Annotated in this window: 24 protein-coding genes; 12 read left to right on the forward strand and 12 right to left on the reverse strand. The window is 71.0% G+C overall.

Going from position 1 to position 21,780, the window contains the following annotated elements:
- Positions 1 to 68 precede the first annotated feature (68 nt).
- Positions 69 to 1,001, forward strand: a complete 933-nt coding sequence (locus MRBLWS13_RS07320; protein ID WP_349428361.1) for a hypothetical protein — start codon at positions 69 to 71, stop codon at positions 999 to 1,001.
- A gap of 554 nt (positions 1,002 to 1,555) precedes the next feature.
- A complete protein-coding gene (locus MRBLWS13_RS07325) occupies positions 1,556 to 1,759 on the forward strand; it encodes a cold-shock protein (protein ID WP_026059428.1) in 204 nt (67 codons plus the stop codon).
- A gap of 61 nt (positions 1,760 to 1,820) precedes the next feature.
- Here the strand turns inward: MRBLWS13_RS07325 and MRBLWS13_RS07330 are convergent, their stop codons facing one another.
- From MRBLWS13_RS07330 to MRBLWS13_RS07355, 6 genes are all read right to left on the reverse strand, one after another.
- Positions 1,821 to 2,459, reverse strand: a complete 639-nt coding sequence (locus MRBLWS13_RS07330; protein WP_349428362.1) for a GyrI-like domain-containing protein — start codon at positions 2,457 to 2,459, stop codon at positions 1,821 to 1,823.
- A complete protein-coding gene (gene gnd, locus MRBLWS13_RS07335; protein WP_349428363.1) occupies positions 2,456 to 3,547 on the reverse strand; it encodes a phosphogluconate dehydrogenase (NAD(+)-dependent, decarboxylating) in 1,092 nt (363 codons plus the stop codon). Before gnd ends, MRBLWS13_RS07330 begins: the two co-directional genes overlap by 4 nt.
- 165 nt (positions 3,548 to 3,712) lie before the next feature.
- Positions 3,713 to 5,413, reverse strand: coding sequence for an AarF/UbiB family protein (locus MRBLWS13_RS07340; RefSeq protein ID WP_349428365.1), 1,701 nt, complete (start codon positions 5,411 to 5,413; stop codon positions 3,713 to 3,715).
- Positions 5,414 to 5,538: 125 nt separating this feature from the next.
- The gene (locus tag MRBLWS13_RS07345; protein ID WP_349428366.1) at positions 5,539 to 6,099 is read right to left on the reverse strand and encodes a PadR family transcriptional regulator; all 561 of its coding nucleotides are present in this window, start codon (positions 6,097 to 6,099) and stop codon (positions 5,539 to 5,541) included.
- 135 nt (positions 6,100 to 6,234) lie between these two features.
- Entirely contained in the window at positions 6,235 to 6,729 is a 495-nt protein-coding gene (locus MRBLWS13_RS07350) for a DUF427 domain-containing protein (protein ID WP_349428367.1), read from the reverse strand.
- 122 nt (positions 6,730 to 6,851) lie between these two features.
- The gene (locus MRBLWS13_RS07355) at positions 6,852 to 8,270 is read right to left on the reverse strand and encodes an NAD(P)/FAD-dependent oxidoreductase (RefSeq protein WP_349428368.1); all 1,419 of its coding nucleotides are present in this window, start codon (positions 8,268 to 8,270) and stop codon (positions 6,852 to 6,854) included.
- A gap of 152 nt (positions 8,271 to 8,422) precedes the next feature.
- On the opposite strand from MRBLWS13_RS07355, the gene MRBLWS13_RS07360 reads away from it, so the two are divergent.
- The 6 genes from MRBLWS13_RS07360 to MRBLWS13_RS07385 all read left to right on the forward strand — a co-directional run bounded on the left by MRBLWS13_RS07360 (position 8,423) and on the right by MRBLWS13_RS07385 (position 13,558).
- The gene (locus MRBLWS13_RS07360) at positions 8,423 to 9,247 is read left to right on the forward strand and encodes an ATP-binding cassette domain-containing protein (RefSeq protein ID WP_349428369.1); all 825 of its coding nucleotides are present in this window, start codon (positions 8,423 to 8,425) and stop codon (positions 9,245 to 9,247) included.
- Positions 9,244 to 9,915 carry an ABC transporter permease subunit gene (locus MRBLWS13_RS07365; RefSeq protein WP_349428370.1) on the forward strand — a complete coding sequence of 224 codons (672 nt, stop codon included), beginning with the start codon at positions 9,244 to 9,246 and terminating at the stop codon, positions 9,913 to 9,915. Before MRBLWS13_RS07360 ends, MRBLWS13_RS07365 begins: the two co-directional genes overlap by 4 nt.
- A complete protein-coding gene (locus tag MRBLWS13_RS07370) occupies positions 9,912 to 10,637 on the forward strand; it encodes an ABC transporter permease (protein WP_349429009.1) in 726 nt (241 codons plus the stop codon). Before MRBLWS13_RS07365 ends, MRBLWS13_RS07370 begins: the two co-directional genes overlap by 4 nt.
- Before the next feature lie 32 nt (positions 10,638 to 10,669).
- Positions 10,670 to 11,584: an ABC transporter substrate-binding protein gene (locus tag MRBLWS13_RS07375; protein WP_349428371.1), complete on the forward strand. Its 915-nt coding sequence runs from the start codon at positions 10,670 to 10,672 to the stop codon at positions 11,582 to 11,584.
- Positions 11,585 to 11,729: 145 nt separating this feature from the next.
- On the forward strand, positions 11,730 to 13,238 hold the full coding sequence (locus tag MRBLWS13_RS07380) for a hypothetical protein (protein WP_349428372.1): 1,509 nt from the start codon (positions 11,730 to 11,732) through the stop codon (positions 13,236 to 13,238).
- Positions 13,239 to 13,258: 20 nt separating this feature from the next.
- Positions 13,259 to 13,558: a hypothetical protein gene (locus tag MRBLWS13_RS07385; protein ID WP_349428373.1), complete on the forward strand. Its 300-nt coding sequence runs from the start codon at positions 13,259 to 13,261 to the stop codon at positions 13,556 to 13,558.
- An 8-nt stretch (positions 13,559 to 13,566) separates the two neighbouring features.
- Here the strand turns inward: MRBLWS13_RS07385 and MRBLWS13_RS07390 are convergent, their stop codons facing one another.
- Together MRBLWS13_RS07390 and MRBLWS13_RS07395 are read right to left on the reverse strand one after the other, a co-directional pair.
- A complete protein-coding gene (locus tag MRBLWS13_RS07390) occupies positions 13,567 to 13,971 on the reverse strand; it encodes a DUF3054 domain-containing protein (protein WP_349428374.1) in 405 nt (134 codons plus the stop codon).
- Entirely contained in the window at positions 13,968 to 14,711 is a 744-nt protein-coding gene (locus MRBLWS13_RS07395) for a sulfurtransferase (RefSeq protein WP_349428375.1), read from the reverse strand. Before MRBLWS13_RS07395 ends, MRBLWS13_RS07390 begins: the two co-directional genes overlap by 4 nt.
- 146 nt (positions 14,712 to 14,857) lie before the next feature.
- Between MRBLWS13_RS07395 and MRBLWS13_RS07400 the strand changes: the two genes are divergently transcribed.
- Complete coding sequence (locus tag MRBLWS13_RS07400) at positions 14,858 to 15,067, forward strand: hypothetical protein (protein WP_349428377.1); 210 nt, start codon at positions 14,858 to 14,860, stop codon at positions 15,065 to 15,067.
- Between the two features lie 59 nt (positions 15,068 to 15,126).
- On the opposite strand, the gene MRBLWS13_RS07405 is transcribed toward MRBLWS13_RS07400, so the two are convergent.
- Together MRBLWS13_RS07405 and MRBLWS13_RS07410 are read right to left on the reverse strand one after the other, a co-directional pair.
- Positions 15,127 to 16,140 carry an SDR family NAD(P)-dependent oxidoreductase gene (locus tag MRBLWS13_RS07405; RefSeq protein WP_349428378.1) on the reverse strand — a complete coding sequence of 338 codons (1,014 nt, stop codon included), beginning with the start codon at positions 16,138 to 16,140 and terminating at the stop codon, positions 15,127 to 15,129.
- A gap of 107 nt (positions 16,141 to 16,247) precedes the next feature.
- Positions 16,248 to 17,648, reverse strand: a complete 1,401-nt coding sequence (locus MRBLWS13_RS07410; RefSeq protein WP_349428379.1) for an amidase — start codon at positions 17,646 to 17,648, stop codon at positions 16,248 to 16,250.
- A gap of 196 nt (positions 17,649 to 17,844) precedes the next feature.
- Between MRBLWS13_RS07410 and MRBLWS13_RS07415 the strand changes: the two genes are divergently transcribed.
- The 3 genes from MRBLWS13_RS07415 (at position 17,845) to MRBLWS13_RS07425 (ending at position 19,579) form a co-directional block, all read left to right on the forward strand.
- On the forward strand, positions 17,845 to 18,429 hold the full coding sequence (locus MRBLWS13_RS07415) for a DNA starvation/stationary phase protection protein (protein WP_349428380.1): 585 nt from the start codon (positions 17,845 to 17,847) through the stop codon (positions 18,427 to 18,429).
- A 109-nt stretch (positions 18,430 to 18,538) separates the two neighbouring features.
- Positions 18,539 to 18,910 (forward strand): hypothetical protein, encoded by a 372-nt coding sequence (locus tag MRBLWS13_RS07420; protein ID WP_349428381.1) that lies wholly within the window; start codon positions 18,539 to 18,541, stop codon positions 18,908 to 18,910.
- 60 nt (positions 18,911 to 18,970) lie between these two features.
- Positions 18,971 to 19,579, forward strand: coding sequence for an ArsR family transcriptional regulator (locus tag MRBLWS13_RS07425; protein ID WP_349428382.1), 609 nt, complete (start codon positions 18,971 to 18,973; stop codon positions 19,577 to 19,579).
- A gap of 6 nt (positions 19,580 to 19,585) precedes the next feature.
- On the opposite strand, the gene fdhD is transcribed toward MRBLWS13_RS07425, so the two are convergent.
- Positions 19,586 to 20,500 (reverse strand): formate dehydrogenase accessory sulfurtransferase FdhD, encoded by a 915-nt coding sequence (fdhD, locus tag MRBLWS13_RS07430; protein WP_349428383.1) that lies wholly within the window; start codon positions 20,498 to 20,500, stop codon positions 19,586 to 19,588.
- 1 nt (position 20,501) lies between these two features.
- Positions 20,502 to 21,521 (reverse strand): GTP 3',8-cyclase MoaA, encoded by a 1,020-nt coding sequence (gene moaA, locus MRBLWS13_RS07435; protein ID WP_349429010.1) that lies wholly within the window; start codon positions 21,519 to 21,521, stop codon positions 20,502 to 20,504.
- Between the last annotated feature and the right edge of the window lie 259 nt (positions 21,522 to 21,780).

The following is a 21,780-nucleotide window of genomic DNA, read 5'->3' on the forward strand; positions in this document are numbered from 1 at the left end:
CTGGCCCCGGTCGCTCACCCTCTTCCGAGCAACCGCCGTGCGTGCGCGGCGGAAAGAGTGGAGCGATCATGACCGAAGCAGCGCAGTCCCCGCTCGGCACGGGACTGATCGGCGATGCATCCTGGGTCACCTGGCTGAGGATCCAGCTCGCCCGTGTTCCCAATGCCGCGCGTTCGCGTGCCGCCGAGCGGGAGCGGGAGGCGCTCCACGAGCAGCCCGCCGGCCTGCTGAGCGGCGACGAGCCGGGCTTCCACGCGGCGGCGATGAAGGTGGCCACGTCCGCACCGCGGCAGTTCGGGCGACTCGACGAGGTGCTCCTGCGGGGGCGGTTCGTGCTGCGCGGAGACGACATCTCGACCCTCGACGAACTCGTCCGCGAAGCGGTGCGCATCGCCGCCGGGGGCTTCGCCGGCTCCGGTCCGCACTCCTCCGACGTCGCCGCGCTCGAGGCCCGCCTGCGGTACGCGGATGACTTCCTCAAGCGCCGGGAGGGTGAGATCGCGCGCCGGAGATACGCGCGCGGGCTCGTCGGCGGCGTCATCCTCACCGCTGTCGCCCTCGCCCTGATCGGCGGTGTCGGTGCGGCGGTGATCACGCTGTGGCGGGGAGGTGCCATGCCGCCCGATCAAGCCGACGCGCTGCGGGACGTCCTGGTCGCACTGGGCGCAGGTGCTGCCGGCGCGTGCGTCAGCGTGCTTCTGCGGATGCACAAGATGGGCAACCTGCCGATCGAGGTCGCCGACGGCGGCGCGGCGAGGTACCGCATCGTCCTCGGGTGGTTCTTCGCCGCCGCGGTCGTCTTCCTGCTCAAGAGCGGACTCCTCTCCGTCGTGTTCGTGATCCCCGAGGGGCGCGTCGAGAGCTGGTTCTTCTGGGGCTCGGTGGGTTTCCTCGCGGGCTTCAACGAGCGCTGGGCGACCAACCTCATCTCGCGTCGACCCGAAGACGTCGGGTCCGACGCCGCACCCGATGCCGGGACGACCGGCCCACGAGGGAGATAGCCGGTTTCAGGCGCGACATCCGCCGCTTCGGCGGGTCGCGGGGCGACACACGGGCTTTCACACACCGGAGCATGCTAACCTGGAGCGCCCGATCGGGCTGTTTTGTCGACATCCTCTGCCATCAACGAGGAATGCAGAGCTTCCGACGTCCACCGCCGAGTGCGGTTTCACTCCCATCGATTTCGTGCCCCTTCCGCCTCGCGGACGCGCACCTTCTGAAAGTTCCTTTGACTTCCGTCACTTCCACAGCATCACCGGCACATCTCCTGCTCGACTGGCACCAGGCCGACGCCGACGTCTTCGTCGCGACCGCCGCCGGCGAGTACGCGGGGTTCGTCGCTGTCGGCTCCCACGGCTTCGAGGCGCAGAGCGCCCTCGGGTCGCCCCTCGGCGTGCACCCCACGCAGCCCCAGGCATCCGCGGCAGTCGCCGCGTCGTTCGCCTCGCACACCGTCGCACCCGCGCGCCACGCGCGCCACACACGTCCACTGCGCGCTCGCGCGAGTGGCACCCGCGGCCGTTCACACGGCCCACGAAAAAGAAGGAAAGACACGATGGCCACTGGCACCGTGAAATGGTTCAACTCGGAGAAGGGCTACGGCTTCATCGCCCCCGACGACGGTTCGGCCGACCTCTTCGCGCACTTCAGCGCGATCACCGGCGAGGGCTTCAAGGAGCTCCGCGAGGACCAGAAGGTCGAATTCGACGCCGAGCGTGGCCCGAAGGGCATGCAGGCCGCCAACATCCGGCCGCTTTGATCTGTCGTCAGCCGGGGCCGATCACATCGGCCCCGGCTGACTGCCGACAGTCATCCTGCACTCACCCCGCCGGATCGGCAGGCCTCGCCTGCTCGACCGGCTGGCGCAGAATCGTCCGGAGCCGCTCGGGAGCCGAGCGACGCGGATCGGTCAGGTAGATCTCGTGGTGCAGCCCACGCATGCGCAGGTCTGCATCCGGGATGAACCGGCTGTGCATCTCGTCGAGCACCGGTGCCTCCTCGTCGTACGAGCCCACGTGGAGCGTCTGCACGCACGTGCCCTCCACCAGCTCCGTCATCCGCAGCCGATCGATGGCCGCTGAGCCGCCCTTCGCGGCCGCCGCATCCCGTGCCCGCTCGAAATGAGCGGTGTCGATCCACTCCGGCACGAGACTCATCATCGTCCAGCTCCAGCGCGACTTGTCGCGCTGCGTCGTGAACGTCGCCATGTCATCGGACCACCACAGTCCCTCGAGCGGCATCACCACGTAGTCCTGACCGAGGTCGGTCTTGCTCAGGAACTTCAGCGTGTAGGCGACGGAGAAGACCGCCGCGACCGCCTCCCCGTACGCCTCCGACGTATTCGGATCTCCGTGGCCGTCGACCATCAGATAGTGCATCGCCGGCACGTCGATGATCTCGAACGATCCCCGCGGCGCTTTGTAGGCGGCGATCGACTTCTTGAGATCGACCTTGCTCACGACGCGCCGTCGGCTGCCGACGCCGACCCGCCGCTCGAGGACTCCGACTTGCGCCCGCCGGCCTCGAGCACATCGCCCGCCGGCAACTCCTGGTGGCCGCCGAATTGCAGCCGCATCGCCGACAGCACCTGATTGGCGAACTGGTCCTCGCCCCGCGATGCGAACCGCTCGAACAGGGATGCCGCGAGCACCGGAGCCGGGACCCCCGTGTCGACGGCGGCCTTCACGGTCCAGCGGCCCTCGCCGGAGTCCGATACGCGGCCCGCGAGCCCCTCTAGCGTCGGATTGCCCTGGAGCGCGGCCGCGGTCAGATCCAGCAGCCAGGACGAGATCACGGATCCTCGCCGCCACAGTTCCGCGACCTTGGGTGTGTCGATGGTGAACTGGTAGAACTCCGGCTCCTCGAGCGGGGCGACCTCGGCCGAGTGCTCCGCCTCCTGCACACCGGCATCCGCGTGCTCGAGGATGTTCAGTCCTTCCGCGAGCGCCGCCATCACCCCGTACTCGATGCCGTTGTGGACCATCTTCACGAAGTGTCCCGCGCCGGAGGGCCCGCAGTGCAGGTATCCGAGCTCTTCGGGCGCGAAGTCGCCGGCACGTCCGGGCGTACGGCCGGCCTCCCCGCTGCCGGGCGCGATCGTCTGGAGGATCGGCTCGATCCGCTGGAAGGCTTCGTCCGGCCCGCCCACCATCAGGCAGTACCCGCGCTCCAGGCCGAACACGCCACCGCTCGTGCCCACGTCGACGTAGTGGATGCCGCTGTCCTTCAGGGCCGCCGCGCGACGCACGTCGTCGCGATAGTTCGAGTTGCCACCGTCGATGATGATGTCGCCCGGGTCCAGCAGCGCGGCCACCTCGTCGACGACCTTTCCGGTCAGTCCGGCGGGGATCATCAGCCAGATCGCGCGTGGCGCCTCGAGTTGCGACACGAGGTCGCCCAGGCTGCCTGCGCCCACGGCGCCTTCCGTCACGAGGCCGGCGACGGCATCCGCGCTCACGTCGTACACGACGCACTCGTGCCCGTCCCGCATCAGCCGCCGGACGATGTTGCCGCCCATCCGGCCGAGGCCCACCATTCCCAGTTGCATCTGCGCTCCTCCGCTCGTCCTCGACGCGCGCCGCGAGGGCGCCCGCCTTCGAAGTCTAGGGAGCCTGCGGGCCGGGGCGTCGAAGATCGCGGGGTTCCCGCTGCACGCGACAAGCGCGGCCGCGACGCTCGGCGCCCGCGCCGTGCGCTCCACCGACCACGGGGCTCAGTCGTGGGGCCCGCGCCGGCCGGAGAAGCCCGCGAACAGCGCGTGCAGCAGCGGCAGGAGTGAGGCGATCATCAGCACGGTGCCGATCGTGAGGTCCTCCGCACGCAGCACCGAACCGCTGATCAGCAGTCCGGCGAACAGCACGGCCGAGACGACACGGCGGCCCATGCGCTCGAGCCTCTTCAGCCACCTGTCGAGCTTCGGCACGTCAGCGACGAGCCGCCCGTCCTCGATGCGGGTGACCATGTCGTCGAGCCGCCGCGGCAGCCGTGCGACGACACCGGCCATCGACGTCGCCTCCCGTACGACGGCTCTCCCCATGCTGCCTCGCTCGTCGCGCAGCAGACGATCGGCATACGGCTCGACAGCATCCCACACGTTGAAGGAGGGGTCGAGCGAACTGCACATCCCGCTCGTGAGCGAGACCGCACGGATGATCAGCAGGAAGTTCTCGGGCAGCTGAAACGGCAGCGACCGGACGACATCGCCGAACTCCTTGGCGAAATCGCGGAACTCCCGCGGGTCGACCTTCTGCAGCTCGGCGAACCCCATGCCCCCGAAGCGGGCGAACAGCGCGGTCATGGCCCGCTCGAGCTCGATGGTGTCCGCGGACGGCAGCAGCACGCCGACCGCACGGATGCTGTCGATCATCTGCCCGCTGTTGCGCGAGGCGACCGCGATCACCAGCTGCTGCAGGTTGTGCCGCAGCGTGTCGGGCACCTCGCCCATCATCCCGAAGTCGATGAACGTGAGCGTCCATGGATGCCGGGTATCACCGGCGGGACGCGCCACCGGCGTCACGAAGATGTTGCCCGGATGCGGGTCGGCGTGGAAGAACCCCCGCAGGAACAGCTGGTCGAACATCACGTTCGCGAACTCGACCGCCACCGCGGCCGGATCGATTCCCGCGGCTCGCAGACCCTCGATGTCGTTGATCTTGATCGCGGTGACGTCCTGGAGCGTCAGCACGCGACGCGTTGTGCGCTCCCAGGCGACCTCGGGTGCCGCGACGCGGGTGTCGCCCGCGACGTCGGCGGCGAACCGCTCCGCGTTCTGCGCCTCGTGGAGGTAGTCGATCTCCTCGCGGCTGGTGTGCGCGAACTCCTCGACGAGCTGCGGGAGATCGACGTGGTCGCGCACGACCTTCACCCGGCTGAGCCAGCCGGCCACCCGCCGCAGCGCAGCGAGGTCGACGTCGACGATCGCCTCGATGCCGGGCCGCTGCACCTTGATGACGACGTCGGCGAACCCGGTCTCGGCGGCGTCGGCCGGCGTCAGTCGTGCACGGTGCGCCTGACCGAGCGATGCTGCAGCGACCGGCGTCTCATCGACCCACTCGAACGCGCGGGTCAGGGGCACGCCGAGCTCGGCCTCGGCGAGCTCGCGGATCGCCGGGAAGGCGACCGGGGGCACCTCGTCCTGCAGGCCCTCGAGCTCCTTCGTGATCTCTGGCGGCAGCACGTCGAGGCGCGACGACAGGAACTGGCCGACCTTGATCATGAGGCCGCCGTACTGGACCGCCAGGACGTGGAACCGCCGCGCGATGGTGCGCAGCCGGCGGGTGCGTCCGCGGGCGGCGAGCGCACCGAGTCCGAACCGCGGCAGGACGAGCTCGAACCACCACGCCTGGACCATGTAGCGCCCGGCGAACCGCAGGATCCGGCGATAGCGGGCGCGCGCGTTCCCGACGTCGACCATCGAAGCTCCTAGGCGGTGCGGATCAGGTGATCAGAGGTGCCTGCGATCCCGGTCGCCCGGGATCGCGGACCCCGCCGACCCCGTCTGCGCGGGTCGACGTCGTGCGCCGGCAACCAGCCGGCCCGTCAGTCCTGAGCGAGGATCGAGTAGAGCTTACGCCGCGCCTCGTCGAGCACCTCGACCGCCTGCGCCACCTGCTCGGGCGTGCCGCCGCGACCGACCTGCGCAGCTGCCTGCGCGAGCTTGGCGCCCGCCTTCGGCAGGGCGCTGGTGCGCCCGGTGTCGCGCGAGCCGAACGCCTCCCACGGCGCGGACTGGCCATCGGCGGCCGCCGCCTCCGCGCGCCCCGCCTCGGTCAGCGAGTAGGTCTTCTTGCCGCCCGACTCCTCCGCCGCGACGAGACCCTCGTCGGCCAGCAGCTGCAGCGTCGGGTAGACCGAGCCCGGGCTGGGCTTCCACGCGCCGTCGCTGCGCGTCTCGATCTCCTGGATGATCTGATACCCGTGCATGGGCTTCTCGGCGAGGATCGCGAGCACCGCTGCCCGCACGTCGCCGCGCCCGACACGGGGTGAGAACCCGCGCTCGAAGGCATCCTTCAACTGATCCATCGCATCCCACAGGCTGCCGGGAATACCCGAGCCCTGACCTCCCGGACGCGAACCGAATCCCTGGAACGAACCGCTCATGACGACCTCCTGAACGAGTGTGTGCCGATATGCCGACGATACCTAGCGATATATCGCTCAACAAGGGAGCAGGCTGGGTGTTCCCTGTCAGATCGGCAGGTGGGTGCCGTGGGAGCGTGGGGCGCGGACGGGATGTCACCACCCCAGCGAGCCGGGTTCTCCCTTGAACGGCCCGATGATCTCCGGCGTGATCCATCCGCCGTAGAACCGCCCGGGCTGAGGGGTCACCTCGACGCCGTCGACCGTGCACAGGTCCATGTCGCGGGCGTAGACCGCCACCCGGCCGGTGAGCGATTCGAACCCGGCGGCCGGGTCGGGGTAGGTCCACGCGGCACGCGGCCGGAGCTGCCCTCCGCCGCGGACGTCGAAGTACCTGGCGCCGCCCTTGAACTCGCAGTAGGACGAGCCCTCGCCGGGAGTCAGCGCGCCGGCGGTGAAGGCGGAGATCGGCAGGTAGTAGACCGGCGGGTGGCTCGTCTCGAGGACGCGCACGACGTCGTCGGTGTCGACGATCACCTCACCGCCCAATCGGATCCGCACGCGCCGCGCGACCTGCTCGACCCGTGGCGGACGCGGATAGTCCCAGACCGATTCCTGACCGGGGCCGACCGGTGATGGGTCTGGCCTCATGTGCCACCTCCTGACGGAGCGACGATGAGCGCCAAGGCTACCTCTGGCTCATCCACGGTGTCTGGAACTCTGTCATGCCGCGCCGTGACGGCGAGTCCGGACGCGGGTCGCGGGCGCTGAGCTCAGCGCCCGTACTCCTCGAGCCAGCGCAGCCAGACCTCGCCGATCGTGGGGTACGACGGCACGGCGTGCCAGAGGCGCTCGATCGGCACCTCGCCCACGATGGCGATGGTCGCGGCGTGGAGCATCTCGCCGACATCCTGCCCGACGAAGGTCGCGCCCACGAGCACGCGTCGCTTCTCGTCGACGATCGCCCGCGCGCGCCCCTGGTAGTCGTCGGCCAGTTCACTGGAGCCGGCGAGCCACGAGAGGTCGTAGTCGATCACGCGGATGTCGAGACCCGCCGCGCGTGCCGACTCCTCGGTGTGGCCGACCGCCGCCACCTCCGGATCGGTGAAGATCACCTGGGGCACGGCGGCATGATCGGCGGTCGCGACGTGCGAGCCCCAGGGCGCGTCGTCGATGTCCGCCGCCCGTGCGCGCGCGGCGATGACATCGCCGGCGGCGCGGGCCTGGTACTTGCCCTGGTGGGTGAGCAGCGCGCGGTGATTGACGTCGCCGACGGCGTACAGCCAGTCGACTCCGCGGACGCGCAGCGTGTCGTCGACGTCGAGCCAGGCGCCGGGCTCGAGTCCGACCGTCTCGAGCCCGATGTCGGACGTGCGGGGCACCCGACCTGTGGCGACGAGCACCTCCGCCGCGCGCACCTCCGAGCCGTCCGACAGCGACAGCACGACATCGCCGCCGCCGTCGCGCGAGACCTTCTCGACCTCGACGCCGGTGCGGACCGCGGTGCCGGCATCGGTGAGCGCCTTCGCGACCGCCTCGCCCGCGAAGGGCTCCACGCCGCGCAGCAGGCCGGACCGGGCGATGACGGTGACGGTGGCGCCGAACGAGGTGAAGAGAGTGGCCATCTCGCTGCCGACGACGCCTCCGCCGAGCACCGCCAGGGACGCCGGAACGTCGTGCACGCCGGTGGCTTCGCGGCTCGTCCACGGCTGGACCTCGCGGAGGCCCGGGATGTCGGGAAGCAGTGCCGCCGATCCGGTCGAGACGGCGACCGCGTGGCGGGCGGTCAGGACGGTCTCCGAGCCATCGGCGCCGGTGACCGTGACTTGGCGCTCACCGGTGAGCCGCCCGTGACCGCGGACCAGGTCGATGCCCGCGCCGTGGAGCCAGTCGACCTGCGACGTGTCGTCCCAGTGGTGCACGAGCTCGTCGCGGCGCACCAGGGTGGCGGCGACGTCGACGCTGCCCGTCACGGCAGCGGCCGCCCCCTTCACACGGCGGGCCGCGCTGAGCGCCGCACCGGCGCGCAGCATCGCCTTCGACGGGATGCACGCCCAGTACGAGCATTCGCCGCCCACGAGCTCGCTCTCGACGACGACGACCGACAGGCCGCCCTGCGTCGCCCGGTCGGCCACGTTCTCGCCGACCGGGCCGGCTCCGATCACGATGAGGTCGTATTCGCGAGAAGTCATGCGCCCCAACGTAGCGGCGCGTGGCGACAGAGGCGACACGGTTGCCACCGCCGTCGCGGGGCGCGAGGATACCGGAGATCACGGCGTCTGTCGGCCTCCGTCATCATGTCGGCGGCGTGTGGTTATGTGGGAACCCCGGCCGAAAGGGCAGCATGGCGATCGAATTCCGCGGGGTCTCGAAGCGTTACCCGGATGGCACCGCCGCCGTCGACGACTTCAGCGTGCTCATCCCCGCGCACAAGACCACGGTGTTCGTCGGATCGTCGGGAAGCGGCAAGACCACACTGCTGCGCATGATCAACCGGCTGGTCGAGCCGACGACCGGCGTCATCACGATCGACGATGAGCCGATCTCGGAACGCGACCCGGTGACGCTCCGCCGCGGCATCGGGTACGTGCTGCAGAACGCGGGGCTCCTCCCCCACTTCTCGGTCATCGACAACATCGCGACCGTTCCCGTGCTGAGCGGCGTCTCGCGGGCGAAGGCGCGCGCGGACGCACTCGAGCTGATGGATGTCGTCGGCCTCGAGCGCGGGCTCGCGAAGCGCTACCCGAGCCAGCTCTCGGGCGGCCAGCAGCAGCGCGTGGGTGTCGCGCGGGCCCTCGCGGTCGACCCCAACATCCTGCTGATGGACGAGCCGTTCGGCGCCGTCGACCCCATCGTCCGCCGGGAGCTGCAGGCCGAGACGCTGCGGCTGCAGGACGAGCTCGACAAGACGATCGTCTTCGTGACCCACGACATCGACGAGGCGTTCCTGCTCGGCGACCAGGTGGTGATCCTCGAGAAGGGCGCGCGCGTCGCCCAGATCGGCACCCCGAGCGAGATCATCGAGAACCCGGCGAGCGAGTTCGTCGCGGACTTCATCGGCGTCGAGCGCGGCGCACGGGCGCTGCGCGCCAAGCAGACGGCGCACGGGACGGTGCTCGTCGACACCGCCGGGCGCACGCAGGGCGTGCTGGTGGAGGACGAGCCGTGAACTGGGTGCTCGACAACCTCGACCTGATCGGCGCACTGACCGTCGACCACCTGCGTCAGAGCGCCGTCGCGATCGTCGCCGGGTTCGTCCTGTCAGTTCCTCTGGGCTGGCTGGCGTTCCGCTACACCAGGCTCCGCGGCACCGTGCTGACGGTCGTCGGGCTGCTGTACACGATCCCCTCGTTCGCCCTGTTCGCTCTGTTGACGCTGTTCGGCGTGCCCTACCTGTCGGAGTTGAACCTCGTCATCGCGTTGACGATCTACGCGGTCGCCATCATGACGCGCTCCGTCACCGACGGGCTGGCATCCGTCGACCCGGTGACGCGTTCCGCCGCCGTCGCTGTCGGCTTCGGCGCCTGGCGACGCTTCTGGACGGTCGACTTCCCGCTCTCCGGGCCCGTCGTGCTGGCGGGCCTGCGGGTGACCGCGATGTCGACGATCTCCCTCGCGACCGTCGGGGCGCTCATCGGGGTCGAGAATCTGGGCTACCTCTTCACGAACGGATCGCAGCGTCGAATCATCGCCGAGGTCCTCGCGGGCGTCGTCGCGGTCGTCGTCATCGCATTGATCATCGACGGACTGCTGATCCTGGCCGGTCGCGCCCTCATGCCGTGGACGAGGCGAACGAGGGCACCACGGCAGGCACGGCTTCGGGCGGTGACCGCATGAACCTGCTTGCCGAGGCGTTCGCCTGGATCTTCTCCCCCGAACGGCTGACGGGTTCGCTCCCGCTCCCGACCGCCATCGCCCAGCATCTGGCGTTCACGTTCGGATCCGTCGCGATCGCGGCCGTGATCGCAACGCCCGTCGGCTGGCTGATCGGCCACACGGGGCGCGGCCGTGAACTAGCCGTGTTCCTCTCGGGTGCAGCTCGAGCACTTCCCGCGCTCGGGCTCGTGGTCCTCCTCTGGCTCGTCTTCGGCGTGGCCTTCAAGACCGAGGCCGCGGTGGCGGCATTCGTCGTCCTGGCGATCCCGTCGATCCTCGCCGGTGCATACGCGGGCATCGAGGCGATCGATCGGACCGTGATCGACGCCGGCCGCGCGATGGGAATGACGGAGTGGCAGATCCTGTTCCGGATCGAGATGCCACTCGGACTCTCACTCCTCATCGGCGGCTTCCGCTCGGCGACGCTGCAGGTGGTCGCCACGGTGACCATCGGCGCCTACATCGGCGTGGGCGGTCTCGGCTACTACATCCTGCAGGGCATCGCGCTCCGCGACTTCCCCGAGATCCTCGGGGCCTCCATCGTCGTGGTCGCACTCGCTCTCGTCCTCGACGGGGTCTTCGCCCTGCTCGCCCGCTTCGCCGTGCCCAGGACCGATGGTCCCCGCGTCCGTTCGGCGGCGAGTGCACCTGCTCTCGCCCGCGCCCCGCAGTTCTCCCGCTGATATCCCCCACCACCACACCGGAGGTAAACGAAATGTCCACAGCACGCACGCGCCTGACCGCGGCGCTCGCCGGGACCGCCATCGCGGCACTCGCTCTCGCCGGCTGCGCGTCCAGCGACCCGCTGAGCGGCGACGGCGGCGACAACGGAGACACCGGCGACTCGTCGACCATCGTCATCGGCTCGCAGGCCTATTACTCGAACGAGATCATCGCCGAGATCTACGCGCAGGCACTCGAGGCGGGCGGCTTCACGGTAGAGCGCAACTTCAACATCGGCCAGCGGGACGCCTACATGCCGGCCCTCGAGGACGGCGACATCGACCTGTTCCCCGAGTACACCGGCAACCTGCTGCAGTACTTCGAGCCCGACACCACGGCGACCACGTCGGACGACGTCTACGCGGCTCTGCAGGACGCCCTGCCCGAGGGGTTGACGGTGCTCGACCAGTCGTCGGCAACCGACCAGGACTCCTACAACGTCACCGCCGCCTTCGCGGAGGAGAACGGGCTCACCTCGATCGCCGATCTCGCCGGCATCGACGGCCTGGTGCTCGGCGGCGCGCCCGAGCTGGAGGAGCGCCCGTACGGGCCGACCGGACTCCAGGATGTCTACGGGGTGACCGTGTCGTTCCAGGCGACCGCCGACACCACCGTCGACGAGCTCGTCGCCGGGAACATCCAGGTCGCCAACGTCTACAGCGCCGACCCGCGCATCTCGACCCAGGACCTCGTGACGCTGGAAGACCCTGACGGCCTCTTCCTCGCCTCGAACGTCGTCCCCGTGGTCAACGCCGCCATCGCCGACGAGATCGCCGACGTCATCAACGCGGTGAGCGCCGCGCTGACCCCCGAGGGACTGGTCGCGCTCAACGTGGAGTCCACAGAGGACGAGCGTTCGGCCGAGGACATCGCCGCGGACTGGCTCGCCGAGAACGGCCTGAGCTGACCTCGCACCGACCACAGGACGGCGCCTCCAGCCCTGCCCTCGCGGCACGGCGGGAGGCGCCGTTCTCTTTCTGCCGATGCACCTGAGACCACCCGGTCCTTTCGCTAGGTTGGGGCAGACACCGGAGAGCGAGAACAGGAGCCGCATGTCCGACCCCCTCCCGCCGCAGCAACCGGGCGACCACCCACCCACGGCCCACCCCTCCGCTGCGCCCCCGCCCGGCGAGCCTCTGGATCCCACGCTCCCGCACGGCTCTGCGTCAGCCTCCCAGCCGGAATCCCCGCGGGAGACCGCGTCGACAGCCGATCCGGCGGAGGCGGCCGCGCCCGCGCGGCCCTACACGGCGCCTGCCCTCGACGCTCCGCAGTACGCGATCCCCGCCTACGCGATCCCCGCGACGCCGACATCGCCGCCCGCCGACGCGGCGCCGGCGCAGCCGCCCGCTCAGCCCCTCACCCACGCGTACGCCACCCCGTCGTACGCCGACCCCGGTGCCACGAACACCCCGCCTGCCGTTGCGCCCCCGTGGACCGGCAGCCCTCCGTCGGCGTCCGCGGGAGTGCAGCCGGGTGCCGACTCCGGCGCCCCCGCCGCGGCTTACGCCCTCCCGCCCTACGCACGCCACCCCGCGGCACCACCGCCCACCTACCCTGGAGCACCGGCCTTCGGCCGCGCGCCCGGGGGCGAGCGCCCCCGCGGCATCGACACCCGGCCGAAGGCGCTCGCGATCGTCGCGCTGGTCATGGCGGGCGCCGGAATCCTCTTCGCCTTCGTCGCTGCCGCCGTCGGCTCCTGGGGAGCCGGCTCGCTGTCGCCGCTGCTCCTGTTCGTCGCCTTCGTCCTCGCGTTGATCGCCCTGATCAGCAGGAAGCAGGGCGGCAAGGGCTTCGGCGTCGCCGCGCTCATCCTCTCGATCGTCGGAGGCATCCTGACCGTGGTCCTCGCGGTGGCCGCGGTCCTGGGATCGTTCGCCGGCACCTCCGGAGTCGACAGCGGACCCTATGGGGACGACGACTACGAGGAATACGTGGCGCCCGGCATCACCGCTCCGGGAACCGACGGGCAGCCCGACCCCGGGGCGCAGTTCGCGACGCCGGTGCAGCCGACCGTGGCCGAGACGGCGTTCGGACACGACTACGAGGACGTGTGGTGGTACGCCGTGGTGATCGACAACGCGAACGCGGACTACGTGTTCGACTCGTACCTCGACGTCGTCGCCTACGCCGCCGACGGGTCGCCGCTCGCGTCGGTTCCCGCGTACACCATGCTGCTCTCCGGACGGACGGCGTTCGTCGGCTACTTCTTCGACATGGGGGACGCTCAGATCGCCAGCATCTCGGTCAGCCCGCCCCAAGCCTCCGAGGCGACGCTGTCGCCCGCCGCTGAGACCGGCAGCTTCGTCGTCGAGCAGCTGACCGGCCCCACCAGCCCGGACGGTCCGGCTGCTGTGTCGGGAACACTCAGCGCCCGCTTCGAAGACGACCAGGAGTATGTCGCGGTCACTGTGCTCGCACGGGCTGCCGACGGCAGCATCGCCGCGGCGAGCAGCACCTACGTCGACGCTGTTCCCGGCGACGGCACGCCCGTGCCTTTCGAGGCGTGGTTCGACGAAGTCCCGCCCGACGCGACCCTGGAGGGCTTCGCGCACCGGTGACCGCGACGTACGCTGTCGTCATGGACATGGGCGAGATCATGGTGTGGGCCTTCGCCAGCGCCGCAGTCGCCCTGCCGGTGTACTTCCTGTGGTTCGCGGTCGACACACATCGGCGGCGGAGCCGCGGCGAAGCGCCCTCGCACTCCTCGGGAGGGCTGCTCGGCATCGAGGAGTTCTTCTATCCGACCGCCGAGAACGCCCGGGCGGTGTGGGATGCCGAGCAGATCACGCCCGCTCCCGCCCCCGTGCCGGGCGACGGGCCGGGTGTGATCGACGGCAACCGCATCGTGATCGAGACGGGCCTCCGCAAGACCGGCTGAGGGCCGGTTCAGCGCCGGCGCGCGCGGCGCACGGCGAAGTCGATGGCACGCCACCCGACGAGCGCGACGAACAGGGTCACCGCGGCCACGATGATGAACGGGAGCGCCGTGCCCTGACCGGATGCCGCGCGCAGCAGCATCCCTCCTCCGAGGGTGACGGCCCAGACGCCGAGTCCGGTTCGCACCGGCGCGGCGGGTGCCCGCCAGGCGAGGGTGACGACCCAGCCGGCCGCGAGGCCGCCGAGGAACGGCCACGCCGTCTGCCAGAGGCCGGTCCACACGTCCGAGTCGTGGCTGGCGCGGCCGATCGCGGCGAAGGCGATCACCATCACCACGTCGATCGCGACGGCGATCAGCACCGCGCGGCGGGCAGGACGCTCGTCCGCCGGTGCCGTCGATCCGGCCGCCGTCATGCGAGCACCTGCGGTCGGGGCGTCAGCGCGGGCGAGAGGGCCTCCCGCTCGTCGAACACGAAGCACTCCCCGTTCCAGTGATCGCCGCCGACCTGCTCGAAGTAGCCGAGGATGCCGCCGTCCAGCTGATACGCCTCCACACCGGCCTCGCGCAGATAGATCGCCGCCTTCTCGCAGCGGATGCCGCCGGTGCAGTAGCTCACGACGGTCTTGCCGTCGAGGTCGGCTGCAGCGGCGGCTGCGGCATCCGGGAACTGGGTGAACCGCTCGAGGCGCCAGTCGACAGCCCCCTCGAACGCGCCGTAGTCGACCTCGAAGGCGTTGCGCGTGTCGAGCAGGACGACCTCGCGTCCCTCATCGTCTCGACCACGGTCGAGCCAGCGGCGCAGCGTCTCGGGGGCGACCGCGGGCGCGCGCCCCACCTCGGGGCGGATCGTGGGGTGGTCCATGCGGATGATCTCGCGCTTGACCTTGACCAGCATCCTGCCGAAGGGCTGCGCCGCCGACCAGCTCTCGTTCGTCGTCAGCGCGGCGAAGCGCGGGTCCGCCCGAAGGTCGGCGACGAAGCCGCGCAGGGCGGCGGCATCCCCCGCCAGGAAGAGGTTGATCCCCTCCTCGGCGAGCAGGATGGTGCCCTTCAGCCCCGCGTCGACGGCGCGCTCGCGCAGCGTCGGCCGCAGCTCGGGAGTGTCGGCGATGTGCGTGAACAGATACGCCGAGATGTTCAGAACGGATGCCACCCCTCCAGCCTACGGATGCTCCCCTGCCGCGCCGCACGCGGTTACCCCCGGGCCGATGCCGCGTCAAGGGTCTCGCCGCGCGCGCCTCGCCGAGGGACCCTGGACACGAACCCCACAGACCGCCCGCAGACCTCGCTGGAGGAGCTATGACCGACCCCACGATCCCGGAGCCGCTGCCCGACCAGACGCCGCCGGGCGAAGCACCCGCCGGCCCCGGCGGGCCGAGCCCGGACTTCCCCTCGCCGGAACCGCCGAGCGAGCCGCCGGCGCCCTGGCCCGAGGAACCCCTCGCGCCTCATCCCGAGGAGCCGCCGTACCCGCAGACCCCGGAGGCTCCGGAGTCGCCGATTCCGTAGTCCACGGACGCAGCGCCGTCTGCGCTCGCACGCGCCCAGCGTGCCGGTGAGGCAGCCTGTCAGGCGCGCACGGCGTCGGCCCGGTCGCGCAGCAGCTTCTCGGCGATCACCCACATCCGTGCGCCGGCCGCAGGGTCGGCGAGCCGTCGGTACGGGCGCAACGCGTCCGCCGGGCCGCTGAAATGCATCCAGCCCGACGGGCCGAAGAAGCCCGGGGACGCCGCGCGCCCTTGCCGGCCGGAGCCTCGGATCGACGAGTCAGCGACAAGGGGATCTTCACCGGCAGGGTCGACAGGATCAGCATCCGTCACCGCCGCCAGCAGAGCCGGCTGCGCCGCCTGCGCGGGAGTGCTGCCGAGCCGCTGCGCGAGTCCGCGCGCGGCACCGCTGCGCTGACGTGCGCGCATGGCCGGCGCGATCCCCGTGTCCGGCACGACACCGGGGTGGCTGAGCTGCACCGAGATGCCCCAGCCCTCGGCGGCCGAGCGTCGCGCGAGCTCGTACGCGAACAGCCCGAGCGCCGCCTTCGACGCACCGTAGGCCAGCAGCGGCGAGTATCGGCGCTCGCTCTGGAGGTCGTTCCATGCCGGCCGGGCGATGGCCGCCGCGAGACTCAGCTGTACGACGACGCGTGCGCCACGCTCTTGCAGGAGGGGTAGCAGCGCCGTCGTCAGCGCGAAGTGCCCGAGGAAGTTGGTCTGGAAGTGCAGCTCGAACCCGTCGGCGCTCACGTGGCGTTCGGGATCGCCGAGCAGCACGATCCCCGCATTGAGAACGACGATGTCCAGCGGTGCCCGCTCGGCGCGCATCGCCGCGGCGAGCGCGTCGACCGAAGCCAGGCGCGCCAGATCGAGATCGCGAAGACCCACTCGGGCATCGGGCGAGTCGGTGCGCATCATGTCGATCACCCGCGCGCCCTTGTCGCGATTGCGCACCGGGAGCAGCAGATCGGCGCCCGCACCCGCGAGTCCGCGCGCGATCTCGACCCCCACGCCGTCGCTCGCACCGGTCACGAGTGCCGTCCGGCCGCGCAGATCCGGCAGCGTCACCTGCGACGCGCGCGTGCGAGACATGGGTTCTCCGTTCGCCTTCCGTCTGGGAGGAGGAAGGGTCGGTGGCGCTGATACAGCGGCCACGCGGGCCCGCCCCGCCCCATCCTGACGCGACGACCCGCGTCGCACTAGAAGAGTGACGGCAGTCGGGGGACCCCCGCCTCGACCGCATGGCCCGCCTCGAGCACGATGTGCTCGCCCCACGACGGGCCGATGAGCTGCACACCGGTCGGCATGCCGTCGGCGCCGAGTCCGGTCGGCAGCGCCAGTGCGGGCAGCCCCAGGAAGTTCGCTGCCACGGTGAGCCACAGGTCGCCCCACGCGCGATCGGCCGATTCGCGTCCGCCGAGGTCGTAGTCCGACTCGCGCATGCGCGACGCCGACACGGGGCCGAGCAGGAGCGGAACCTCGACCTGCAGCCGCCGCCAATCCGCGGCGATCGCGGCGCGGCGTGCCCACGCCTCGGCGTACTCGCGCGCGGACTCGTAGGGGCGGGCCGCGGCGGTGCTGTCACGCAGGAACGCGGTGGCCGAGCGACCGAGCGGCTCCCCCAGCGTCGCGGGGTCGAGGGAGATCAGCATGTCGGTGCACGACAGCCGCCGCCACAGCACGGCCGCCTCCTCGAGGTGCGGGGCCTCGACCGCGACGACATCCCAGCCCGCGCGGAGGAGGGATGCCGCGGCACGGTCGACGCCTGCGGACACCTCGTGATCCACCTCGGTCCCGGCGGTGTGCCGCACGACTCCGACGCGGTGCGGCACGCGGGCGGGTGTCGGCGCCGTCATCGACACCGGGTCGTCGGCATCCCAGCCCTCCATCGCACCGAGCGCGAGTGCCACGTCGCCGACCGTTCGCGCCAGGGGTCCATTCACCGAGAACTGCTGGAGCGTGAGCACCACCGGCTGTCCGTTCACGGCCGCACGCGGCACCCGTCCCTCAGTGGGACGAAGCCCCACCACGCCGGCGGCGTAGGCGGGCAGGCGCAGGGATCCGCCGAAGTCGTTGCCGACGCCGAGGGCGCTCATGCCGGTCGCGACCGAAACGGCGTCGCCGCCGCTCGAGCCGCCGGCGCTGCGCTCGCGGTTCCACGGGTTGACCGTGCGGCCGAACAGGTCGTTGTCGGTGTCCCACCGCATGCCGAAGTCGGGCATGTTGCCGCGGCCGACGGGGACCGCTCCGGCTTCGCGCAGGCGTCTGACGATCGAGGCGTCGCGCGCGGGCACCGCATCGGCCAGCCCACGCCAGCCGCTGGTGGTCGCCGACCAGGTGAGGTCGATGTTCTCCTTCACCGAGATCGGCACGCCCGCCAGCGGGCCCGGGTCGCGGCCGGCCGCCAGCGCGGCATCCACCTCGGCGGCCGCCTCCCGCGCCCGCTCGGCGAAGACGACGGTGAGCGCGTTCACGTCAGGATCGACGGCGGCGATGCGCTCGAGGTGCGCCTCGACGGTCTCCAGAGCGGAGACGTCGCCCGCGCGGACGGCGGCGGCGATCTCGGTGGCGGACGCGGGGGCGGGAGTCGGCGAAGTCATGACGCTCCCATCCCACCACGCGGACGGCGGAGACGAGGGGTAGCACGCCGCAACGAAAAGGGCAAGCCCCGAGCTTTCTGGACCCAGGCCGGTTAGCGTCGAGGCGACCCGCAGAGCGGGTCGACCCACGCCGGTGCCCCAACGGCGAGCCCTCACGGCCGTCTCCTGAGCGAGCACCCCCACGAACGGAGCGACAGTGGCGACGACGACCGCGAAGAAGAGCACCTCGCAGAGCGGCGGGAGCGCGACGACGAAGAGCCGTCGCCGTACGGCGCGCGGCGGGGTCGGCGCGGCGCTCACCCCGGAGCAGAACGCGGAACGCGGGTTCACGGCGTCCGAGACGCTGAGCGAGAACCTGCAGAAGGTGCTCGTCGACCTCATCGAGCTCTCGCTGCAGGGCAAGCAGGCGCATTGGAACGTCGTCGGCCGGAACTTCCGCGACACGCACCTCCAGCTCGACGAGATCATCGAGGCGGCCCGGGACTTCGCCGACACCGTCGCGGAGCGGATGCGGTCGCTGCACGCCCTGCCCGACGGGCGCAGCGACGTGGTCGCACAGAACACCACCCTGCCGGAGTTCCCGCAGGGCGAGATCGCGACGAACGAGGTCGTCGATCTGATGACGGAACGACTGGACGACGTGGCAGCGACCTGTCGCGACGTGCACGACGCCGTCGACGAAGAAGACCCCACGAGTGCCGACATCCTCCACGCCATCCTCGAGCGTGTTGAGCAGCTCTCGTGGATGGTGAGCGCGGAGAACCGCACCCCCAGGCGGTGATCCTAGGCGCCCCGACGCTGCCCGCCTCCTCCCTGAGGACCGGCGGGCAGCGCCACGTCCGGGCGGAACCCGCGACCGACGCAGGCTTCGCGCCACTAGAGTCATGCCCATGGCATCAGGCAAGCAGCAGCACCAGCCCGAACCCGAACTGCACGGCGGGGTCCTCGCGGGCAACGGCAGCCCCGTCCTCTGGGGCTGGCTCATCGGACTCGTCGTGTTCGCGTTCGTCGCGGTCCCCATCTCGATCGCGGTGCGCTTCGCCACCCACCCCGCGACGCAGCAGCTCTTCGGCGGCCGCCTCGAAGAGGCCAGCAGCGCCGGCTACTCGACGTTCTGGTGGATCATCGCGATCTTCCTGTTCGCGGTGCCCGTGCTCATCGGGTGGGGCGTCGCGAAGCTCTCCGGCCGCACGCTGGGCATCATCGTGGCCATCCTGGCCGTGTTCTTCATCGCGATCCTCATCTTCGGCCAGCTCTTCTGATCCGACGCCGATGCGGCATCGCGAGCCGGAACCGTCGCGGCATCCGGCGATAATGGGGGCATGACGGCCGGGTACAGCGCGATCTCGAGCTACTCCCGCGTCGAGATCATGCATCTGCTTCAGGAGCGCCCGCACCGGACGGTCTCGGAGCTGGTCGCAGCGACGGGCTTGCACGCCAACACGGTGCGCGAGCACGTGCAGCGTCTGATGCACGCCGGCTACGTGATCGGCGAGACCGAGCGCCGCACCACGCGCGGGCGACCGCGCGTGCTCTACTCGGCGGCCACCGGCGACGGCGAGGCGTCGAGTCCGGTGGCGATCCGCCGGGCCGAGGCTGCGGCGCGGCGCGGCGACCTGCTGCGCCGCATGTACGGATCCGACACGGATGCCGAGCTCGGCGCCGATGCCCTCCATCAGCTCGACGCACTCGTGGAGGACCTGGGTGACGCCGGCTTCGACCCGCTCGTCGATGAGCGCGCGCTGACCGTGGATCTGACGCCGTGCCCGCACGCCCCCGCCGCCGAGCACCGCGGCACCCTATGCCACGTGCACGTGGGGATCATGGACGGCGTGCTGGCGCAGGCCGGCGGTCCGCTGCGCGTCGAGGGCATCGCGCCGTCGTGCGATCCCACGCAGTGCGTGGTGCAGCTCGCGGCCGCGCAGCGCTGAGCCGTCTCAGAGCCGGGAGGGCGCCGGCACCCGCACCCGGTCCGGCCGGGAGTACACGTTCATCGACGATCCGCGCACGAACCCGACGAGCGTGAGCCCCGTGGCCGCGGCGAGCTCCACCGCGAGAGACGAGGGCGCCGAGACGGCGGACAGGATCGGGATGCCGGCCATCACGGCCTTCTGCACGAGCTCGAAGCTCGCGCGGCCCGACACCTGCAGCACCGTTCCGGTCAGCGGCAGCCGGTCTTCGAGCACCGCCCAGCCGACGACCTTGTCGACGGCGTTATGGCGGCCGACGTCCTCGCGGAGCACGAGAAGCTCCCCCGAGGCGGCGTCGAACAGTGCCGCGGCGTGGAGGCCGCCGGTCTTCTCGAACACCGCCTGCCCTGCCCGCAGCGTGTCGGGGAGCGTGGTGATCACTGCCGCATCGACGGCTGCGGCATCCGTCGCCACGTCGTAGCGGGACTGCTTCTCGATGGCCTCGATCGACGCCGTGCCGCAGACGCCGCACGAGCTGGTCGTGTAGAAGTTGCGCGCGATGTCGGTGATCAACGGCGCCAGGCCCGGTGCGAGAGCGATGTCGAGCACGTTGTACGTGTTCTCCGTCGACGCCGGCGTGCCGACCGCCGCCGGCCCGATCGTCAGCAGCGGCGTTGCCGCCGAGCCGGTGCCGGGACCGCCGCAGTGGATCGCCGAGCGGAGGTCTCTGCTCGCAGCGATCACGCCCTCCGACACCAGGAAGCCGGCGGCGAGCTCGAGGTCGTGCCCGGGCGTGCGCATGGTGACGGTGAGCGCTTCGCCCACGATGCGGATCTCGAGCGGCTCCTCCACGACGAGCGTGTCGGCGCGGCGCCGGACCGCGGAGTCGCCGTCGTTCAGCGTGATCCGCGTGACCGGGGCGCGCGTGGTGAGGCGGCCCATGTCAGCCCCCGATCGCGTTCATCCCGCGTGCGGGCTGCAGGAACGCAGGATCGTTGATCGCATGCCCCGGCAGCTTGCCGTGCACGCAGGAGCGCAGCATCCCGTCGATGCCGGCATCCACCGCCTCGGCGGGGCGACCGTCGCGCAGGATCGGCAGGACGTCGTACTCGGTCGTCGAGAACAGGCAGTTGCGCAGCTGTCCGTCGGCGGTCAGCCGCAGACGATCGCAGTCGCCGCAGAACGGCGCGGTGACCGATGCGATCACGCCCACCGAGTGCGGACCGCCGTCGAGCGTCCAGCGTGCGGCCGGAGCGCCGCCCCGGCCAGGCACCGGGGTGAGTGTCCAGCGCCGGGAGAGCGCCTGCAGGATCTCGTCCTGCGTGACCATCCGCGAGCGGTCCCAGGTGTGGCCGGCGTCGAGCGGCATCTGCTCGATGAACCGCATCTGCGCGTCGTGGGCGATCGCGAACTCCACGAGCTCGACCAGCTCGTCGTCGTTGACATCGCGCATCGCCACCGCGTTGAGCTTCAGCGGGCGCAGGCCCGACGCCCCGGCCGCCGCGATCCCCTCGAGCACGTCGTCCAGCCGGTCCCGGCGCGTCAGCTCATGGAAACGGTCGCGTCGCAGCGTGTCGATCGAGATGTTCAGGCGGTGAAGGCCCGCCTCGATCAGACCGGGCAGCAGTTCGGGAAGGCGGATGCCGTTCGTCGTCATCGCGATCTCGACCGGAGCGCCGGTCGGTCCTGTGATCGCGGCGAGGCGGCGCACCACCTCGACGATGTCGGTGCGCAGCAGCGGCTCGCCGCCGGTGAGCCGGAACGTGGTGATGCCGTCGGCCGCGGCGACGCGCGCGATGCGCTCGATCTCATCGAGCGTCAGGATGCTCGTCTTGGCGAGCCACTCGTTGCCCTGCTCGGGCATGCAGTACGTGCATCGCAGCGAGCAGCGGTCGGTGAGCGAGATCCGCAGATCGCGGTGCACCCGCCCGTGCGTGTCGACCAGCGCATCGCCGATCGTCATGTTGCGGGAGGCCGGTGCGGCGCCCTGCGCCGAGGCGTCGAGCCGCTCGGATGCCGCGATGAGCGGCATCCGACGCCCGATCGTGACCGGGATCGCACTCACGCGCCCGGTTCCGATCGCTCTGCCCGGATCGCCATGCTTCGAGGGTAGTCGCGCGGCGCCGCACACGGCTCCGGTGCGTCGGATTATTCACGGCCGGATAGCTCGCGCCACGCGCGGATTACTGGGAATCTGAGACCGCGAGACGACCGCGAAGATC

Source organism: Microbacterium sp. LWS13-1.2 (assembly GCF_040144835.1).
GTDB lineage: Bacteria > Actinomycetota > Actinomycetes > Actinomycetales > Microbacteriaceae > Microbacterium.

What these genes read in the sequence shown, in the direction of transcription:
- MRBLWS13_RS07400 (WP_349428377.1), top strand. Translation starts at nt 14,858, where the DNA reads ATGACCGACCCCACGATCCCGGAGCCGCTGCCCGACCAGACGCCGCCG.
- MRBLWS13_RS07390 (WP_349428374.1), bottom strand. Translation starts at nt 13,971, where the DNA reads ATGACGGCGGCCGGATCGACGGCACCGGCGGACGAGCGTCCTGCCCGC.
- MRBLWS13_RS07350 (WP_349428367.1), bottom strand. Translation starts at nt 6,729, where the DNA reads ATGAGGCCAGACCCATCACCGGTCGGCCCCGGTCAGGAATCGGTCTGG.
- MRBLWS13_RS07405 (WP_349428378.1), bottom strand. Translation starts at nt 16,140, where the DNA reads ATGTCTCGCACGCGCGCGTCGCAGGTGACGCTGCCGGATCTGCGCGGC.
- MRBLWS13_RS07385 (WP_349428373.1), top strand. Translation starts at nt 13,259, where the DNA reads ATGGACATGGGCGAGATCATGGTGTGGGCCTTCGCCAGCGCCGCAGTC.
- MRBLWS13_RS07375 (WP_349428371.1), top strand. Translation starts at nt 10,670, where the DNA reads ATGTCCACAGCACGCACGCGCCTGACCGCGGCGCTCGCCGGGACCGCC.
- fdhD (WP_349428383.1), bottom strand. Translation starts at nt 20,500, where the DNA reads ATGGGCCGCCTCACCACGCGCGCCCCGGTCACGCGGATCACGCTGAAC.
- MRBLWS13_RS07410 (WP_349428379.1), bottom strand. Translation starts at nt 17,648, where the DNA reads ATGACTTCGCCGACTCCCGCCCCCGCGTCCGCCACCGAGATCGCCGCC.
- MRBLWS13_RS07380 (WP_349428372.1), top strand. Translation starts at nt 11,730, where the DNA reads ATGTCCGACCCCCTCCCGCCGCAGCAACCGGGCGACCACCCACCCACG.
- MRBLWS13_RS07345 (WP_349428366.1), bottom strand. Translation starts at nt 6,099, where the DNA reads ATGAGCGGTTCGTTCCAGGGATTCGGTTCGCGTCCGGGAGGTCAGGGC.
- MRBLWS13_RS07370 (WP_349429009.1), top strand. Translation starts at nt 9,912, where the DNA reads ATGAACCTGCTTGCCGAGGCGTTCGCCTGGATCTTCTCCCCCGAACGG.
- MRBLWS13_RS07320 (WP_349428361.1), top strand. Translation starts at nt 69, where the DNA reads ATGACCGAAGCAGCGCAGTCCCCGCTCGGCACGGGACTGATCGGCGAT.
- MRBLWS13_RS07355 (WP_349428368.1), bottom strand. Translation starts at nt 8,270, where the DNA reads ATGACTTCTCGCGAATACGACCTCATCGTGATCGGAGCCGGCCCGGTC.
- MRBLWS13_RS07340 (WP_349428365.1), bottom strand. Translation starts at nt 5,413, where the DNA reads ATGGTCGACGTCGGGAACGCGCGCGCCCGCTATCGCCGGATCCTGCGG.
- MRBLWS13_RS07420 (WP_349428381.1), top strand. Translation starts at nt 18,539, where the DNA reads ATGGCATCAGGCAAGCAGCAGCACCAGCCCGAACCCGAACTGCACGGC.
- MRBLWS13_RS07325 (WP_026059428.1), top strand. Translation starts at nt 1,556, where the DNA reads ATGGCCACTGGCACCGTGAAATGGTTCAACTCGGAGAAGGGCTACGGC.
- MRBLWS13_RS07360 (WP_349428369.1), top strand. Translation starts at nt 8,423, where the DNA reads ATGGCGATCGAATTCCGCGGGGTCTCGAAGCGTTACCCGGATGGCACC.
- MRBLWS13_RS07425 (WP_349428382.1), top strand. Translation starts at nt 18,971, where the DNA reads ATGACGGCCGGGTACAGCGCGATCTCGAGCTACTCCCGCGTCGAGATC.
- gnd (WP_349428363.1), bottom strand. Translation starts at nt 3,547, where the DNA reads ATGCAACTGGGAATGGTGGGCCTCGGCCGGATGGGCGGCAACATCGTC.
- moaA (WP_349429010.1), bottom strand. Translation starts at nt 21,521, where the DNA reads ATGACGATCGGCGATGCGCTGGTCGACACGCACGGGCGGGTGCACCGC.